Raw genomic sequence first — 16,309 nt, forward strand, 5'->3', positions numbered from 1 at the left:
TGTAACGAGCCGCCATGCTCAAGTTGAAACTGCGGGAAAGACGGTTTCCCGAGCTCTCCTATGCGAACCCGCATCAACCGGTGCTGACGCGCTGGTTCATCCATTCGGTCGAGGGCCTGTCGGGTCGCGACCGCTTCGCCGTGCTCTACGATTTCTGGCGCCGCCAGGTTGTGCCGACCGGCGACCGCGTATTCAGCCGCATGCTGGAATTGATCGACGTCAAGGTCCGCAACGCCGTGCAATGGCCGCCGGCGGCGCTGCCGGACACGCCGCTGGTGATCGTCGCCAACCATCCTTTCGGCATCGGCGACGGCATTGCGGTGCTGTCGCTGGTCGAGCAACTGGGCCGGCCGTTCCGGGTCATGATCCACAAGGATCTGCTCAGGATCCGCGAGATGGAGTCATATTCGCTGCCGATCGATTTCTCCGAGACCAAGGAAGCGCTGAAGAACAACATGGCGGTGCGCCATGAAGCGGTGCGGCTGTTGAAGGAAGGTGTCACCATCGTCGTGTTCCCGGCCGGCGGCGTCGCCACAGCGCCCAAGGGTTTCGGCCGCGCCGTCGACCTGCCGTGGAAGATGTTCCCGGCCAAGCTGGTTCAGGACGCCAAGGCCTCGGTCATCCCGATGCATTTCTCCGGCCAGAACGGCCGCCTGTTCCATCTCGTCAGCGGCCCGATGAACATGGCCGAGCGCGACAGCCGCGTGGCGAAGTTCATCGGCAAGGCATCGCTGACATTGCGCACCTCCTTGCTCATCCGCGAATTCGCCCGCCTGTCGGGCAAGGCGATCGAGGTGCGCATCGGCGACGTGCTGAGCTGGAGCGACCTCGAGCCGCTGCGCGACCGCAAGGTGCTGCTCGATCGCCTCTATCGTGCGGTGTTCGATCTGGCCGTCCCGGCGGCGCAGCGTGCCCGCGTGCCGTTCCTGCCGAAGCGGATGCGCAAGGCGGCCTGAATAAAGTGACTAGTCCGCGCCTTCCTCGGGGTCGATGGCGGACTGTTCGTTGGCCACGACCTCGATTTCCTGGTTCTGGCCGGCAACGACCGTGAAATCCTTCTGGTAGATACGGTCGCGGTTCTTGGCGATGATGGTGTACTGCCCCTCGGCCAGCACCATCGAGGCGAAGGCGCCGACCGCTTCCTTGATCGGATCGCCGCTCTCGTTGAGCAGCGACCAGGACGTGTCGGCGATGGCTTCGCCGCCGGGCTCGCGCACCAGCTTCATCGTCATCTCGGCGGCCCGGTGCTCCACGGTCGCTTCCGTCAGCTTGCCGGCCTCGACGCGGATGTCGGAGCGGATCACAGCGTTGACCGCGCCGTAGGTGGAGACGACATGGTAGGTGCCGGCGTTCAGCCGCACCACCGTGTTCGGCGCGACGTCGGGGGCGATCAGCGCCCGGTCGCCATTGGCCGCGGCTTGGCCTTCATAGATCGAGAAGCGCAATTTCTTCGGCGGGATGGGCGCGCCGCCCGACGTCACCGCGTCGAGCTTCAGGCCGCCGGCGTCGAGCACGAGGCTTTCGCGCTTTGCCTCTTTGCCGACCGTGATGCGCTTGGTGGCGCCGGCGCGTCCGTAGGAGGCATGGACAAGATAGCTGCCGGGGTCGAGCTGGAACACGGCCGTGCCGCCATGGGCAGATGCCACCATCGGCAGCTTGCCGTCGCTGGCGGGCTGCGGCCTGAAGACCCGCCAGACGATGCCGCGGGTGATGTCGGCGCCTTTGTCGGTCAACTGCGCCGACAGCGTGATGGCGCCGCCATTGCCGAGCGCCAGCGGTCCTCCTGTCTTCGGCGTCGCGTAGCTCGAAATGCCTGGAAGCTTGATGTCGCTGACGTCGTTGGCGTTCTGGGCGAGCGCGAAGGAAACCGGCACCGCGAACAACGCAGCGACGAGTGCGATCACGAAAAGGCGCAGGTACCCCTCAAACATGCCTTGCGTTGAAGCCCAAGGCGGTGGCAATTTCAAGGCCTAGAAGCGTGCCGCCCGGCGCGGCGGCTTCTTATCGGCGCAAAACGCCACCGCCCGAGCCGCCCGACCTCCCGATGGCGTGCTTCAGCTCAAAATCGAATGTCTTCAGGAGACTTGCGCCCATGGCGTCGCCGATCATCGACTTCCTGCTCACCCGCAATTCCGCGCCGATCCCCGACCTCAAGGAGCCGGCGCCGAGCGATACCGAGATCGCGACGATGATCGCGGCGGCGTCGCGCGTCCCCGACCACGGCCGGCTCGAGCCTTGGCGATTCATCCTCTATCGCGGCGAGGCGCGCGTCGAGATCGGCAAGAAGCTGGCAGCACTTGCCGAGCAGCGCGAGGGGCCGCTGCCGGAAGGCAAGCGCAATCAGGAACTGGCGCGCTTCTCGCGCGCGCCGCTGGTGATCGGCGTGGTGTCGGTGCCGAAGGAGAGCCCGAAAATCCCCCAATGGGAGATGTTCCTGTCGGGCGGCATGGCCGCTATGAACCTGATGATCGCGGCCAACGCGCTGGGCTACGGCACCAACATGATCAGCAACTGGTATTCCGACGTGCCGGAGGGCAGGGCGATCCTCGGGCTCTCGCCGCAGGAGCGCGTCATCGGCTTTGTCCATATCGGTTCCTATCAAGGGCCCGCGCCGGAGCGGCCCCGGCCCGATCCGGCGAAGCTCTATGCCGATTACGCCGGTCCCTGGGCGGGTTAGGACTATTTGTGGTTTTCGGAGGAACGGCGCGGCGGGCGGCCAATAGCGGCGGGGGACGTCACGGAAGGTTGGTCATGATCTCGAGATTGGTTTTCCAGACATTCGTATGGTTCGGCATCATGGGCGCGCTGCTGTTTCTGTCGGCAGGCACGCTGCGCTGGACCGGAGCCTGGGTGTACACGGTCGTGATGGTCGGACTGAGCCTTACCATGGGCGTGGCGCTCGCCCGGCGCGATCCAGGCCTGATGAATGAGCGTCTCCGCCCGCCGATCCAGAAGACCCAGACAGCGGCCGACAAGATATTGCTGAGCATATTGCTGCTCGGCATCTTCGCCTGGCTGGTCCTGATGGAGCTCGACTTCCGTTTCGGCTGGTCGCCAGCTCCCGTCTGGGTGCAGGTGATCGGCGTGCTGGTCCTGCTCGTCGGAATCTGGGTCTGCTATCTCACGATGCTGGAAAACAGCTTCGCTGCGCCTGTCGTGAAGATCCAGGACGAGCGTGGACAGAAGGTGATCACCACCGGTCCATACGGTTATATCCGCCACCCTATGTATGCAGGCGCCATACTCTATTTCGCCGGCACGGCGCTGCTGCTCGGCTCCTGGTGGGGGCTGGCATCGGTCCTCGCCTTCATCGTCCTGCTCGCCATCCGCACCTTCATCGAGGAAAAGACGTTGCGAACCGGCCTGCAAGGCTATGACGATTACGCCGCGCGCGTGCGCTACAAACTGATCCCGATGGTCTGGTAAGCTCAGGCAAGGCTGCCTGCCGCCCTGGCGCGAGCCAGCAAACGCTCGGCCAGCCGCAGATGCGGCCTGTCATACATCTTGCCGTCGATGCCGACGACGCCCGGATTTCCCGCCGCCGCGAAGGCATCGACGATCGCCCGTGATCGCGCGACCGCTTCGGCGGACGGTGTGAAGGCGGCGTTGATGACCGGCACTTGCGCCGGATGGATCGCCATCTTGCCGGTGAAGCCGTCGCGCTCGGCCTCGCGGCATTCGGCCTCGAAGGCGGCCATGTCGCGGAAATCGGGAAAGACGGTGTCGATCGCAGCCACTTCGGCCGCGCCCGCCGCCAGAATGGTCATGGTGCGCGCCAGGCGAAACACGTCGGTGTAGCGGCCCCTCTCGTCGCGGGTAGAACGCGCGCCGATCGCCGCGGACAAGTCCTCCGCGCCCCAGGTCAGGCCGGCAAGCCGCGCGCTCGTTCCGGCATAGCTCGCCGCCGCCAGCACGCCCGCCGCGGTCTCGGTGATGATCGGCAGGATGCTTATGGCGCCGTCCGGCAGCCCGTTCTCGGCCTCATGCACGCGCAGCTTTGCCGCCAGTTGCTGGACGTCCTGCCCGCTGTTTGACTTCGGCAGCATGATGCCGTCGGGCTTGGCCGGGACAAGAGCCGCAAGGTCGTCGTCTGTCAGGCCGGTGGAAAGATCGTTGACCCGCACATAGATGGCCGAGCCCGTCCGGTGCCTTTGGCTGGAGATGAAGCCGGCCGCGGTCACGCGCGCCGCCATTTTGCCGGCGGCGGCGACCGAATCCTCGAGATCGACGATGACCACGTCGGCGCCGGCCTCGAAGCCCTTTTCCAGCTTGCGTTCGGAATCGCCGGGCACGAACAGCAGCGAGCGCATCAGGCCGTCTTCCTCAGCATCATCGCCTGCCTGGTGCATTTGGCGACAAGAACGTCATTCTGATTATAGGCGCGGTGCTCGAACTCGACGATGCCGCGATCGGGTTTCGACTTGGAGTCGCGCACGGAGACGACCGTCGTCTCGACCCGGATGGTGTCGCCGTGGAAGACGGGGTGCGGGAACACCGTTTCCTTCATGCCGAGATTGGCGACCGTGGTGCCGACGGTGATGTCGTTCACCGAGATGCCGATCATCAGGCCGAGCGTGAACAGCGAATTCACCAGCGGCTTGCCCCATTCGGTTTTCGCGGCAAAGTCGAAATCGATGTGCAAAGGCTGCGGGTTCAGCGTCATCACCGAAAACAGCATGTTGTCGCTCTCGGTCACGGTCTTGCGCAGCGTGTGGTGGAAGACATGGCCGACGACAAACTCTTCCAGATAAAGCCCGGCCATCGTTTGATCTCCTCCAATGTCGTAGCTTGATAGGCGTTGGCTGCGCCCCCATCAAGCCGGTTAAGAAACATGGTGAACCGTTCGTAAACCATTTCCAGCCTACCGTTGACGACGGGGCCGGATCTTTCCGGCGAGGGCGTAGCTGGTCAGTATGATTGTTTCGCACTTTCTAAAATGGGTTGATACGGCAAGGGTTTCCGAGCGCGCCGCCGCCGCGAGCGCGTTGGCGCGCGCCTATATCAATGCCGATCTGCCGTTCGAGGATCGCTGCGCTGCAGAGGCGGCGCTGACGCTGCTTCTGGACGACGCTTCCTCCAAGGTGCGCCTGGCGCTTGCCGAGGCGCTGTCGATGAGCCATCACGCGCCGCCGCAGGTGATCAGCGCTCTGGCCGCCGACCAGCCGGAAGTGGCGGCGCTGGTGCTCGCGCGTTCGCCGCTGCTTACCGATGCCGACCTGGTCGAGCGCGTCGCCTGCGGCCAGAAGGCGACGCAGAAGCTGATTGCCAACCGACCGGTGGTGTCGATGTCGCTTGCGGCGGCAATCGCCGAGATCGGCGAACCGGAAGCCTGCGCCGTGCTGATTAGCAACAGCGGTGCCGAGATTGCTTCGCTCAGCTTCCGCCGCATGGCCGAGCGGCATGGCCACCTGCCGCTGGTGCGCGAGGCGCTGATCGCCGATCGGCGCCTGCCTGCCGACTGCCGGCACATGCTGCTGGTCAAGCTCGGCGAGACCCTGAAAGGATCGCCCCTGGTGCTGGCGATGATGGGGGCGGCGCGTGCCGATCGCGTCATGCGCGATGCCTGCGTGAAGGCCTCGGTCACGCTGATCGAGGGAACGCGCATGGAAGAGCATGCCGCGCTGATCGAGCATCTGCGGCTGCGCGGTGACCTCACCGCTGGTTTCATCATTCGCACTATCGCGCATGGCAAGGTGGACTTCTTCGGCTCGGCGCTGGTGGCTTTAGCCCGGCAATCCGAGCAGCGGGTGACCGCGCTTCTCGCCGGCGGGCACGACATGGCGCTGCAGGCGCTGTTCCGTAGCGCCGGGCTAGCGCCGGCCACGCATGGCATCATCCTGCGCGCGCTGAAAGTCTGGCGCGAGGTCGCCAACGGCCGGCGTGTGGCTGGCGTGCAGGAAGTGAGCTGGCTGATGCTGAAGGAGCTCGGCGGCCAATCGGCGGAGGGCGATCTTGCCGGGCTGGTGAAGTCGATCCATCTCGACGCGCTGCGCGAAAACGCCCGCGGACATGCACTGGCCATCGCCGCCGCCTAAGGACACACATCAGGTCTCAACTGAGTTCCTGGGCGAGGCCGATGAGAAGCCCTTCAGGCCCACGGATGTAGCAGAGGCGATACGCGTCCTTGTACCGGACGACTTCGCCGACGAGCTCGGCGCCGCGCTTGCGGAGCCTCTCCAGCGTGTCATCGATGTCGTCCACGGCGAACATGACGCGGAGATAGCCCAATGCGTTCACCGGGGCGTTGCGGTGATCCGCGACAACAGGCGGCGTGATGAAGCGGGACAGTTCGAGCCGGCTGTGGCCGTCAGGCGTGCGCATCATGGCAATCTCGACATGCTGATCGCCGAGCCCGGTGATACGCCCGGCCCATTCTCCTTCGATCGCGGCACGCCCTTCGAGTTCAAGGCCGAGCTCGCGAAAGAAATCGACCGTCCTGTCGAGGTCATTGACGACAATTCCGACATTATCCATCCGTTTGAGCGCCATGTGTCCAACCTAAAAGGTGTCTACCAGTCTAACAAGGACCTATTCCCGGAAGGGGTCGGAAACCGGGCTCGTCCCGAGCTGGCTATACGCGACCCTTCGCGAAGAAATCCGGATAGTCCTCCATCGCCGCGGCAATGATACGCAGCGAGGCGGCGATCTGCAGCATTTCGAGCCGATCGCTGCGTTGGGCGATGCTGGCCGCATATTGCCTCGCCACCGCGACGGTCGCGGTCTGCGGCTCGCCCGGGCGCCGAAACAGCAATTCGCGCGCCAGGCCGCGCATGAAATTGCCGATGGATTCGACCGTTTCGTGCGGGACGGCGGAGTTCAACTGCGCCTGGCGCAGCCGCAGCACCTCCAGCCCGACGGTGACGGCGGCGATGCTTCCGCCAAGCATGGGGTCGCCCTTGCGGCCCGTCTGCTGCACCTGCGGCATCAACTGGTTGATCCGGTCGTAGGCGAGGCTTTCGAACGCCGAACGCCGGGGGATGCGTTCATGCAGGCAAAGCCGCGCCAAATCCTCACGCATCGCCTGCGAGATTCGCTCAACGGTGACCCAGGGATCGGCCGGCAGCACGACGATGAAGACGCCGATGGCAATCAGGATGCCGACCAGAATCGAGGCCGAGCCGGCGAAGAACGGCCCGGGATCATAGATCATCTGCTGATGCGGGCTGAGGAAGGCGAGGAAGTTGATCGCGAAGGCGGTGGCGACGCCAACATGACGCGGATTGGCCATGCCGAGCGCCGCAGGCACCAGGATCGGCACGACGAAGAGCGTGAACCAGCCGAAGCCCGGCAGCGCCGGCAGCGCGACCTGGCCGACCAGAAAGGCAAAAGGCAGCGCGATCAGCGTTCCGGTGAAGAAGCCCCAGGCGGACTGCACGGGATCGGGGCGCGATGCGAACAGGCTGGAGACGACGGCGACGAGGATGACGGTGCCGGCCGCTTCCGACCATTTGGTCGTCAGCCAGAAGATCGCCACGAGCAACGTCGCCAGCGCGGCGCGCACGGCATTGCGCCATGCGGCCTGGTAGTCGCGGTGGACGACCAAGGCCGGCTGGCCTCGCTCGCTCGATTTGCGGGAGACGGGCGACCGGAGTGCGTCAAGGCCGCGCATCACCTGCTTCAGCGCCTCGGCGAAATCGCCGGCGATGGTCAGTCGGGTGATGGTGCCGACTTTGTCTTCGCCGTTATCGTAGGGACCGGTATCGTTGGGCAGGTCGGGCATCTCCCTGGCCTTGCTCGCGATCGCGTCGAGCCGTGCCACCCATGGCCCTGTGTCATCGAGCGCGCCGGGCGTCGCCGCCAGTTCACCGACGAAGGCTTTCAATTCGCTGCGCATGGGAATGAGCGCTGCGTTCTTCGGCCTGCGGTGGCTGTGCAGGGCGCGCGCCGCGGAAAGCGCCCACAGAAGCTGGCCGATCGTGCGCCGCACCGGGTGGGCGCTGGTGGCGAAGCTCGGCGCCTCCAGCCGCGCATAGGTGCGCATCTCCGCGAGGGTCTGGGCATCGGCGATCAGCTTGCGCTGGAGCGCGGCAAGGCTTGCCGGATCGCCATCGGAAAAGGCGCCACCGGCATATTCGGCGAGGTCGAGAATGCTGCGCTTCAGCCGGGAGATGATGGCGTCGGCGGCGAGCTTCGGCAGGATCAGCCGGCTGGTGACGCCGGCGCAGACGATGCCGAGAACGATCTCGGCGCACCGCGCGATCGCCAGCTCGACGACGATATGCGGCTGTCCAAGGGCCGGCAGGCTGATGATCATCGCCGTATAGCCGGCAAGGGCGGCGCCATAGGCTTCCGGGTTGCGCAACAGCGACGAGACGAGCGTGCAGACGCCGATCCAGAGCGCCAGCACGGTGACCAGCAGCCACGGATTGGCGCCGAACAGCGATGTGATGCCGATAGCGGCAAGACCGCCCGCCAGCGTGCCGAGCAGCCTGTAGAAGCCCTTCGCCAGCACCATGCCGGCCACCGGCTGCGCGACGATGAACACCGTCATCATCGCCCATTGCGGATGGTCGAGCTTCAGCGCGTAGGCGGCAAGAAGCGCGATCAGCCCCGCCGAAACCGTGCGTAAGGCGAATATCCAATCCGAACGGGTCGGCTGTGTCAGGCCCCTTAATGGTATCTCGGCAAGCTCTTTCAGCCGCGCCCAGGTCACATGCCCGTCTCCATGCCGGAGCCTGTTATGGACCGGACGGCGTTCAGATATCCAGCACGTCCGTCTCGGCGAATTCGGCGCGCTCCTGGATGAAGCGGAAACGCGCCTCGGGCTTGGTGCCCATAAGCGCGTCGACGGCATCCTTGGTGGCCTGCTCGGCATCGATCACATCAACCCTCAGAAGCGTGCGCTTCTTCGGATCCATCGTGGTCTCCTTGAGCTGTGAGGCCATCATCTCGCCCAGGCCCTTGAAGCGGCCGATCTCGACCTTGCCGCGTCCGGCGAACTCGGTGCGTAGCAACTCGTCCTTATGCGCGTCGTCGCGGGCATAGCCGACCTTGCCGCCTTGCCGGATCGAATAGAGCGGCGGCACGGCCATGTAGAGATGGCCGCCGCGGATCAGGTTCGGCATCTCCTGATAGAAGAAGGTGATCAACAGCGAAGCGATGTGCGCGCCGTCGACGTCGGCGTCGGTCATGATGATCACGCGGTCGTAGCGCAGATCCTCATCGCGGTATTTCGAGCGCGTGCCGCAGCCGAGCGCCTGGATCAGGTCGGAAATCTGCTGGTTGGCGGCAAGCTTGTCGTTGCCGGCGGAAGCGACGTTGAGGATCTTGCCGCGCAGCGGGAGCACTGCCTGGCTGGCGCGGTCGCGCGCCTGCTTGGCCGAGCCGCCGGCCGAGTCACCCTCGACGATGAAGATCTCGGCGCCGGCGGCGGCGTTCTGGGTGCAATCGGCGAGCTTGCCCGGAAGGCGCAGCTTGCGCACGGCGCTCTTACGCGAGACTTCCTTCTCCTGGCGGCGCCGAACGCGCTCGTCGGCGCGCGCGATGACCCAGTCGAGAAGCTTCGAGGCTTCCTGCGGATTGTCGGCCAGCCAATGGTCGAACGGGTCGCGGATGGCGTTCTCGACGATGCGCATCGCCTCGATCGTCGCCAGCCTGTCCTTGGTCTGACCGACGAATTCCGGCTCGCGGATGAATACCGACAGCATGCCTGCGGCAGAGATCATCACGTCGTCGGTGGTGACGATCGAGGCGCGCTTGTTGCCGATGAGGTCGGCATAGGCGCGCAGTCCGCGCGTCAGCACGTTGCGGAAGCCTGCCTCATGCGTGCCGCCCTCGGGGGTCGGAATGGTGTTGCAATAGGAGTTGAGGAAACCATCGCCGCCGAACCAGGTGACGGCCCATTCAAGCGAACCGTGGCCGCCCTGCTTGTCGCTCTTCCCTGCGAAAACCTCGCGCGTGACCTGGAATTCGTCGCCCAGCGTCGCCTTGAGATAATCTTTAAGGCCCCCGGGGAAATGGAACTCGGCCTTGGCCGGCGTCTGGTCCTTGTCCTTGATCAGCGACGGATCGCAGGTCCAGCGGATCTCGACACCGCCGAACAGATAGGCCTTCGAGCGCGTCATGCGGTAAAGCCGCGCCGGCTCGAAGGCAGCGCCCTTGCCGAAAATCTGCTCGTCGGGATGGAAGCGGGTCCGCGTGCCGCGGCGGTTGTGAACCTCGCCGAGGTGTTCGAGCCCGCTGACCGGGACGCCGCGGGAGAATCTTTGGCGGTAAAGTTGGCGACCCCGCGCGACCTCGACCTCAAGGTGGTCCGACAGCGCATTGACGACCGAAACGCCGACGCCGTGCAGGCCGCCGGAAGTCTCATAGACCTTGGAGTCGAACTTTCCGCCCGAATGCAGCGTCGTCATGATGACTTCGAGCGCCGGCTTCTTGAATTTCGGATGCGGATCGACCGGGATGCCGCGACCATTGTCGGTCACGGTCAGGAAGCCGTCGGCGGAAAGCTCGACGTCGATGAAGGTGGCGTGGCCGGCCACCGCCTCATCCATCGAATTGTCGATGACCTCGGCGAACAGGTGATGCATCGCCTTGTCGTCGGTGCCGCCGATATACATGCCCGGACGGCGGCGCACCGGCTCGAGCCCTTCCAGCACCTCGATGTCGGCGGCGCTGTAGCTTTCGCTGCCGTCGCGGGTGGCGGTGGAACGCTTCGCGGCCTGCACCAGCGGATCGGCGGGCCGCGAGGGCGCGCGCACTTGCTGCGGCTGCTTTTCCGGGGTGCCAAAAAGATCGCTGGTGTCGTCCATGCTAGCCATTAAATCCGGTACTGCGAATCACTCCTCGATACTGCCACGCTTTTGGCGGGCGAACGAGGTTCCTGTTCCGTTCAGGGATTCAAACTGTCTCTTGTTCCAAAACCATTCGATAACCAAGCCGGCCGAAATAGGGCAATTGGCGGGTCGCGGGATTCCTGATTCTTTAACATTAACGCCTAGCGTGAGGCCCAACCAACAAAAGACCACGGGCGTCAGGGGTTCCATTGTGAGGGGCAGGGCCATAACCATGATCGGCATCGCCGCCGTTTTCGGCGCGATCTCGATCTTTGCCGCGGATTTCTGGGTCAAAAGCCAGGCGAAGGCTCAGCCTGAGGTCAAGGTCGTTGCCGCGCCGCAGCAGCCCAAGGTCGAGTTCAAGACCATCGTGGTGGCGCAAGCGCCGCTGCGCTACGGCATGGAGCTCGGTCGACCGCAGCTCGCCGAGATTCCGTGGCCGCAGGATTCCGTGCCGCAAGGTGCCTTCCCGACCATCGACAAGCTGCTCGCCGACGGCAGCCGGGTCGTGCTGTCACCGATAGAGGTCAACGAGCCGGTCTTGCTCACCAAGCTGTCGGGACCGAACGGGCGCGCCACCCTTTCCAACATGCTGTCGCCGGGAATGCGGGCCGTCACCATCCGCACCGACGAGATCGCCGGCGTCGGCGGTTTCATCACGCCGGGAGACCGCGTCGACGTCGTGCTGACGCGTGATGCGGGAGACATCCAGGAAGTATCCAAGAATGCTCAAGGGGCTGCCGGCTCGACGGTGACGTCCGAGGTCGTCGTTGCCGACGTCAAGGTGCTTTCGGTCGGGCAGGGCGCCGACGAACGCAAGACCGAGCCGCAAGTCGCCAATTCGGTGACCATCGAGGTGACCAACGAAGGGGCGCAGAAAGTGGCGCTCGCCCGCACCGTCGGCACCTTGTCGCTGTCCTTACGGTCCGCGGCCGACGCCAGTGACGGCAAAAGCGGGCTGACGACCATCTCGTCGTTCGGCGGTTCGGTTGCGGCAAGCGCGCAGGCAAGCGCGGCCTCGCTCGTCAATGCGGTGACGAAGGACCAGGACGAGCCGAAATTCAAGACGGTGATCGTAACGCGCGGCGACAAGGTCGAGGAATACAAGGTTCCTTCGCGGCAACCGCCGCAGGAACTGCAGCAATAGCCGGTGGGGACCGGCGGGGACGGGGCAAGATGTTCGGGTTTGATGCATTTCGGACGACCGGCGGATGGCGTCTTCTCGGCGCGATCGCGCTGGCGGCGGCAATGCTTGGCGTCGCCGCGCCGGCAAGGGCGGGCAATGACGTCGTCTATGTCTCGGCGAACAAGAACGCCTCGATCAAGGTCGCCAAGGGCAAGCCGAAGACGATCATGACGAGCGCCGCCTTCTACCAGATCGTCATCGGCGATCCGGAGATCGCGAACGTCAACCCGCTGACCGACAAGTCCTTCTATGTGCTGGGCAACAATCTGGGCACCACCGGCATTGCCCTGTTCGACCAGAACAAGCAGCTTGTCGGCACCATCGACATCGAGGTGACGCTGGATACCGACCAACTGGCCAGCACCATCCGCGCCAGCGTGCCCGACGCCAAGATCAAGGTCGGCTCGGCAAACGGGCGCGTCGTGCTGTCGGGCGAGGCCGATGATGCGGTCGCCGCCGACAAGGCCAGCAAGATTGCGTCGCGCTTTTCCGGCAACGAGGAAGTCATCAACTCGGTCAACATCTCGTCCTCGCAGCAGGTGCAGCTCAACGTCCGCTTCGTCGAGATCAACCGTCAGGCCGGCCAGGACCTCGGCGCCAAATATGCCGCCAATTTCGCCTATGGCATCGGCAACCGCAAAGTCGTGCTCAACCCGGGTGGGGGAGACCTGCCGGCTGCCGGAACAGGCGAGATCATCGGCAGCCTGCTGTCGAACGGCGTTTCGATCGACATCGCGATCAAGGCTTTGGAGGAACGCGGCCTTGCGCGGCGGCTGGCGGAGCCGAACCTGATTGCGCGTTCGGGGCAGACCGCGAGCTTCCTTGCCGGCGGCGAGTTCCCGATCCCGGTTTCCGAGGACAATGGCAAGATCAGCGTCACCTATAAGAAGTACGGCGTCGGCCTGGATTTCACGCCGACGGTGCTGAAGGACGGGCTGGTAAGCCTCGACATCGCACCGGAAGTGTCCTCGATCGACCCGTCCGCTTCCATCCAGGTCAGCAGCGGCATTTCCATTCCGGCCTTCATCGTGCGTCGCGCCAGGACATCGGTCGACCTCAAGAACGGCCAGAGCTTCATGATCGCCGGCCTCCTGCAATCGCAGAACGACATCACGACGTCGCGGGTGCCGGGGATCGGCAAGCTGCCGGTGCTCGGTCCGCTGTTTTCCTCGAAATCCTATCAGCGGCGCGAGACCGATCTGGTCATCATCGTCACGCCTTACCTAGTCAAGCCGGTGGATCCCTCGAAGAAGATGGTCGAGCCGACCGACGGCACTCAGCCGGCAAGCCCCGCCGATTACTTCCTGAACAACACCGAGGAAGTGGACGCCTCGGCGTCGAAGCGTCCGGTGGCGCTGGCAGACGGCAGCGCCGCCCGCCCGGTGGCTGCCGCCACGTCCGGCCACTTCCTCGATCTGCCAAAGGACTAAGCCATGCGCATCCCCGCCTGCATCGCTCTGCTCCTGGCCGGTTTCGCCGGCGGTTGCACCAGCGATGACTATGTACGCGCCGAAGGGGTGACCTTGGCGGCCGGCAACGCGCAGGCATCCAACACTGTCATGCAGATGGTCGATCCATGGAAGTACGGCGTGCAGAACACAAGGCTTCTGGTGCCGGCCCAGCGTCCGGGTCCCGGGAGCGCTGCTGTTGGCGCGACAGCCGGCTCCGCGCCGACGACATCATCAACCACATCGAACTGATGGGCTGACGCCGATGGCATCTGGCACCAAGACGAAGAAGATCCTGCTCGTTTCGACGGACAGGACGTTTCTGCAGGACACGCGGACCGCTTTCGCGGCCTCCGAGGTCATCGAGCTTTTGACGCTGGAAAAGAGCGTCAACGAGCTGCGCGGCGAGATCCTCGAAGCGGCCTTCGGCACGGTCATCATCGACATGGATGCGGCCAAGCTCGAGCAAATCGAGTCGCTGCAGCGCGTCATGCGGCGGCTGGAAGGCAGCGTCCCGGTGGTCGTCGTCACGCAGGAATTCAACGCGGCTGCGGTGCGCATCCTGGTGCAGCTCAAGGTCGCCGATTTCCTGGTCAAGCCGATCACCACGGCCGACCTCGTGCGTTCCGTCATCCGTGCGCTGCAAGGGCCGGGGCGGGAAGAGAACACCGAATCGCATATTTATACGTTCATGCCCGCAGCCGGCGGCGTCGGCACGACAACGCTTGCCTTGCAAACGGCCTTCCAGCTGCATCATTCCGTGACGCGCGGCGCCTCGACATGCGTCGTCGACCTCAATTTCCAGCAGGGCGCCTGCGCCGAATATCTCGACCTCGAGCCGCGCTTCGACATCACGGAAATCGAGAACCAGCCGGAGCGCCTCGACCGGCAATTGCTTGATGTGATGCTGTCCAAGCATGCGAGCGGGCTCTGCGTGCTTGCCGCTCCCACGCGCCCGTCCGAAATGCGCTCGTTCAAAACCGATGTCGTGGTGCGCATGCTCGACCTCGTGGCGGCTTATTTCGACAATGTCGTCATCGACATGCCGCGCACCTGGTTCCCCTGGACCGAGACGGTGCTGCTGGGTTCCAACAAGCTCTATATCGTCGCCGAGATGACGGTGCCCTGCCTGCGCCATACGCAGCGCCTGATCCAGGCCGTCTATGAGACCGCCGGCAAGGAAGTAAAGCCCAACGTCATCGTCAACCGCTTCGAGCAGAAGATGTTCGACAGCGGCATCAAGCAGGCGGACGTTCAGGAGATACTCGGCGAGCATTTCGTCGGCGGCATCTCCAACAACTACCGGCTGGTCCGCGAGGCGGTCGATCGCGGCGTGCCGCTGCACGCCATCGACCCCAATGCCAATGTCGTCAACGACCTGAAGAAGATCATCCTGCCGGAGGAGGCCATCCAGACCACGGTCAAGTCGAAATCGCTGTTCGGCCTGGGCAAGGGCCTGCTGAAGAGGAAGGCAGGATGAGCAGCCGCTTCTCCAACCTGCAGAACCGCGATGTTCGTCCGCAGCGCGCGCCGGAGCCCGCGCCCACCACGCACAATGCGGTGATCATTCCGACGACTCGCAAGCCGGCGCCGCCGAAGCCTGAAGCGGCGCCCGCCAAGAGCGCCAACAAGGTGCTGGACGCACGCGTGCGTATCCATCGTATGCTGCTCGAAGAGATCAACCTGGTCGCGCTGGAGCGGCTTCCCCGGGATGAAATGCGCCGTCAGGTGCATGAATTCGTTTCTGAAAAAACGCGCCATGAGCGCATGGCAATCAACAACGCAGAGCTCGACGCGCTGGTCGACGACATTGTCGACGAGATGGTCGGCCTCGGCCCGCTGGAGCCGCTGCTCAAGGACCCCGAGATCAACGACATCCTGATCAACGGCCACCAGAACTGCTTCGTCGAAAAGCGCGGCAAGCTGCAGCAGGTTCACATCCCGTTCAAGGATGAGGCGCATCTGCTTCGAATCATTAATAAAATCGTCGCTGCGGTCGGCCGGCGCGTCGATGAATCGCAGCCGATGGTTGACGCCCGCATGCTCGACGGCTCCCGCTTCAACGCTGCGATCCGGCCGGTCGGCGTCGACGGGCCGCTGGTGTCGATCCGCAAATTCTCCAAAAACAAGCTCGGCCTGCACAAGCTCGTCGAATTCGGCGCCATCACGCAGAACATGGCCGAGGTGCTGGCGGCGGCGGTGCATGCCCGCAAGACCACGATCATCTCCGGCGGCACCGGCACCGGCAAGACGACGATGCTCAATGCGCTGTCGGCTTTCATCCCGGAAGACGAGCGCCTGATCACCATCGAGGACGCCGCCGAACTGCAACTGCAGCAGCCGCATGTCGCGCGCATGGAAACGCGGCCCGCCAATATCGAGGGCCACGGCGAACTGAAGCAGCGCGACCTGGTCAAGAACGCGCTGCGCATGCGTCCCGACCGCGTCATCCTCGGCGAGTGCCGCGGCGAGGAAGCCTTCGACATGCTGCAGGCGATGAACACCGGTCACGAAGGCTCGATGGCCACCATCCATGCCAACACGCCGCGCGATGCCATCTCGCGCCTGGAACAGATGCTCGGCATGACCGGCATGCCGATGACGGTGCAGTCGATCCGCAGCCAGATATCCAGCGCCATCGAGATCATCGTCCAACTGACGCGCCTTTCCGACGGCAAGCGCAAGGTGACCAGCATCGCCGAGGTGACCGGCATGGAAGGCGACGTGATCCAGATGCAGGAGATCTTCCGCTTCGTGCGCACCGGCATGGAAGCGGACGGAAAGATACTCGGCCACTTCGAAGCGACCGGCATCCGCCCGCGCTTCCTCGAGGACCTGCGCAACATGGGCATCGAATTCCCGGGCAAGTATTTCGAACCCGGCCGGCCGCAGGACTAGGC

At 64.5% G+C, this 16,309-nt stretch carries 15 protein-coding genes; 9 read left to right on the forward strand and 6 right to left on the reverse strand.

Annotated features, from left to right (window positions below; translation table 11 throughout):
* Window positions 1-14: 14 nt before the first annotated feature.
* Entirely contained in the window at window positions 15-956 is a 942-nt protein-coding gene (locus LB553_RS05610) for a lysophospholipid acyltransferase family protein (RefSeq protein WP_224511406.1), read from the forward strand.
* A 9-nt stretch (window positions 957-965) separates the two neighbouring features.
* Here the strand turns inward: LB553_RS05610 and LB553_RS05615 are convergent, their stop codons facing one another.
* A complete protein-coding gene (locus LB553_RS05615) occupies window positions 966-1,931 on the reverse strand; it encodes a hypothetical protein (protein ID WP_224511408.1) in 966 nt (321 codons plus the stop codon).
* A 161-nt stretch (window positions 1,932-2,092) separates the two neighbouring features.
* On the opposite strand from LB553_RS05615, the gene LB553_RS05620 reads away from it, so the two are divergent.
* Both LB553_RS05620 and LB553_RS05625 read left to right on the forward strand, forming a co-directional pair.
* Window positions 2,093-2,677, forward strand: a complete 585-nt coding sequence (locus LB553_RS05620) for a nitroreductase (protein WP_224511410.1) — start codon at window positions 2,093-2,095, stop codon at window positions 2,675-2,677.
* Window positions 2,678-2,751: 74 nt separating this feature from the next.
* A complete protein-coding gene (locus tag LB553_RS05625; protein WP_224511413.1) occupies window positions 2,752-3,426 on the forward strand; it encodes a methyltransferase family protein in 675 nt (224 codons plus the stop codon).
* A 2-nt stretch (window positions 3,427-3,428) separates the two neighbouring features.
* On the opposite strand, the gene LB553_RS05630 is transcribed toward LB553_RS05625, so the two are convergent.
* Window positions 3,429-4,310, reverse strand: a complete 882-nt coding sequence (locus LB553_RS05630) for an HpcH/HpaI aldolase/citrate lyase family protein (RefSeq protein WP_224511415.1) — start codon at window positions 4,308-4,310, stop codon at window positions 3,429-3,431.
* Window positions 4,310-4,762, reverse strand: a complete 453-nt coding sequence (locus tag LB553_RS05635) for a MaoC family dehydratase (RefSeq protein WP_224511417.1) — start codon at window positions 4,760-4,762, stop codon at window positions 4,310-4,312. Before LB553_RS05635 ends, LB553_RS05630 begins: the two co-directional genes overlap by 1 nt.
* Window positions 4,763-4,913: 151 nt before the next feature.
* On the opposite strand from LB553_RS05635, the gene LB553_RS05640 reads away from it, so the two are divergent.
* A complete protein-coding gene (locus LB553_RS05640) occupies window positions 4,914-6,035 on the forward strand; it encodes a DUF2336 domain-containing protein (RefSeq protein WP_224511418.1) in 1,122 nt (373 codons plus the stop codon).
* A 16-nt stretch (window positions 6,036-6,051) separates the two neighbouring features.
* On the opposite strand, the gene LB553_RS05645 is transcribed toward LB553_RS05640, so the two are convergent.
* The 3 genes from LB553_RS05645 to parE all read right to left on the reverse strand — a co-directional run bounded on the left by LB553_RS05645 (window position 6,052) and on the right by parE (window position 10,751).
* On the reverse strand, window positions 6,052-6,489 hold the full coding sequence (locus tag LB553_RS05645) for a VOC family protein (protein ID WP_224511420.1): 438 nt from the start codon (window positions 6,487-6,489) through the stop codon (window positions 6,052-6,054).
* An 82-nt stretch (window positions 6,490-6,571) separates the two neighbouring features.
* Window positions 6,572-8,653 carry an FUSC family protein gene (locus LB553_RS05650; RefSeq protein ID WP_224511422.1) on the reverse strand — a complete coding sequence of 694 codons (2,082 nt, stop codon included), beginning with the start codon at window positions 8,651-8,653 and terminating at the stop codon, window positions 6,572-6,574.
* Window positions 8,654-8,696: 43 nt separating this feature from the next.
* Window positions 8,697-10,751, reverse strand: a complete 2,055-nt coding sequence (gene parE, locus LB553_RS05655; protein WP_224511423.1) for a DNA topoisomerase IV subunit B — start codon at window positions 10,749-10,751, stop codon at window positions 8,697-8,699.
* A 256-nt stretch (window positions 10,752-11,007) separates the two neighbouring features.
* On the opposite strand from parE, the gene cpaB reads away from it, so the two are divergent.
* The 5 genes from cpaB to LB553_RS05680 are packed head-to-tail and all read left to right on the forward strand — an operon-like array spanning window position 11,008 to window position 16,307.
* Window positions 11,008-11,922, forward strand: a complete 915-nt coding sequence (gene cpaB / locus LB553_RS05660) for a Flp pilus assembly protein CpaB (RefSeq protein ID WP_224511426.1) — start codon at window positions 11,008-11,010, stop codon at window positions 11,920-11,922.
* Between the two features lie 29 nt (window positions 11,923-11,951).
* Complete coding sequence (locus tag LB553_RS05665; RefSeq protein ID WP_224511428.1) at window positions 11,952-13,391, forward strand: type II and III secretion system protein family protein; 1,440 nt, start codon at window positions 11,952-11,954, stop codon at window positions 13,389-13,391.
* Between the two features lie 3 nt (window positions 13,392-13,394).
* Window positions 13,395-13,661 (forward strand): hypothetical protein, encoded by a 267-nt coding sequence (locus LB553_RS05670; protein WP_224511430.1) that lies wholly within the window; start codon window positions 13,395-13,397, stop codon window positions 13,659-13,661.
* A gap of 13 nt (window positions 13,662-13,674) precedes the next feature.
* Window positions 13,675-14,889, forward strand: coding sequence for an AAA family ATPase (locus LB553_RS05675; protein ID WP_224511432.1), 1,215 nt, complete (start codon window positions 13,675-13,677; stop codon window positions 14,887-14,889).
* Window positions 14,886-16,307 (forward strand): CpaF family protein, encoded by a 1,422-nt coding sequence (locus tag LB553_RS05680; RefSeq protein WP_224511433.1) that lies wholly within the window; start codon window positions 14,886-14,888, stop codon window positions 16,305-16,307. Before LB553_RS05675 ends, LB553_RS05680 begins: the two co-directional genes overlap by 4 nt.
* Window positions 16,308-16,309: the final 2 nt, after the last annotated feature.

The sequence above is a fragment of the Mesorhizobium sp. CA8 genome (assembly GCF_020164955.1).
Classification (GTDB): Bacteria; Pseudomonadota; Alphaproteobacteria; order Rhizobiales; family Rhizobiaceae; genus Mesorhizobium.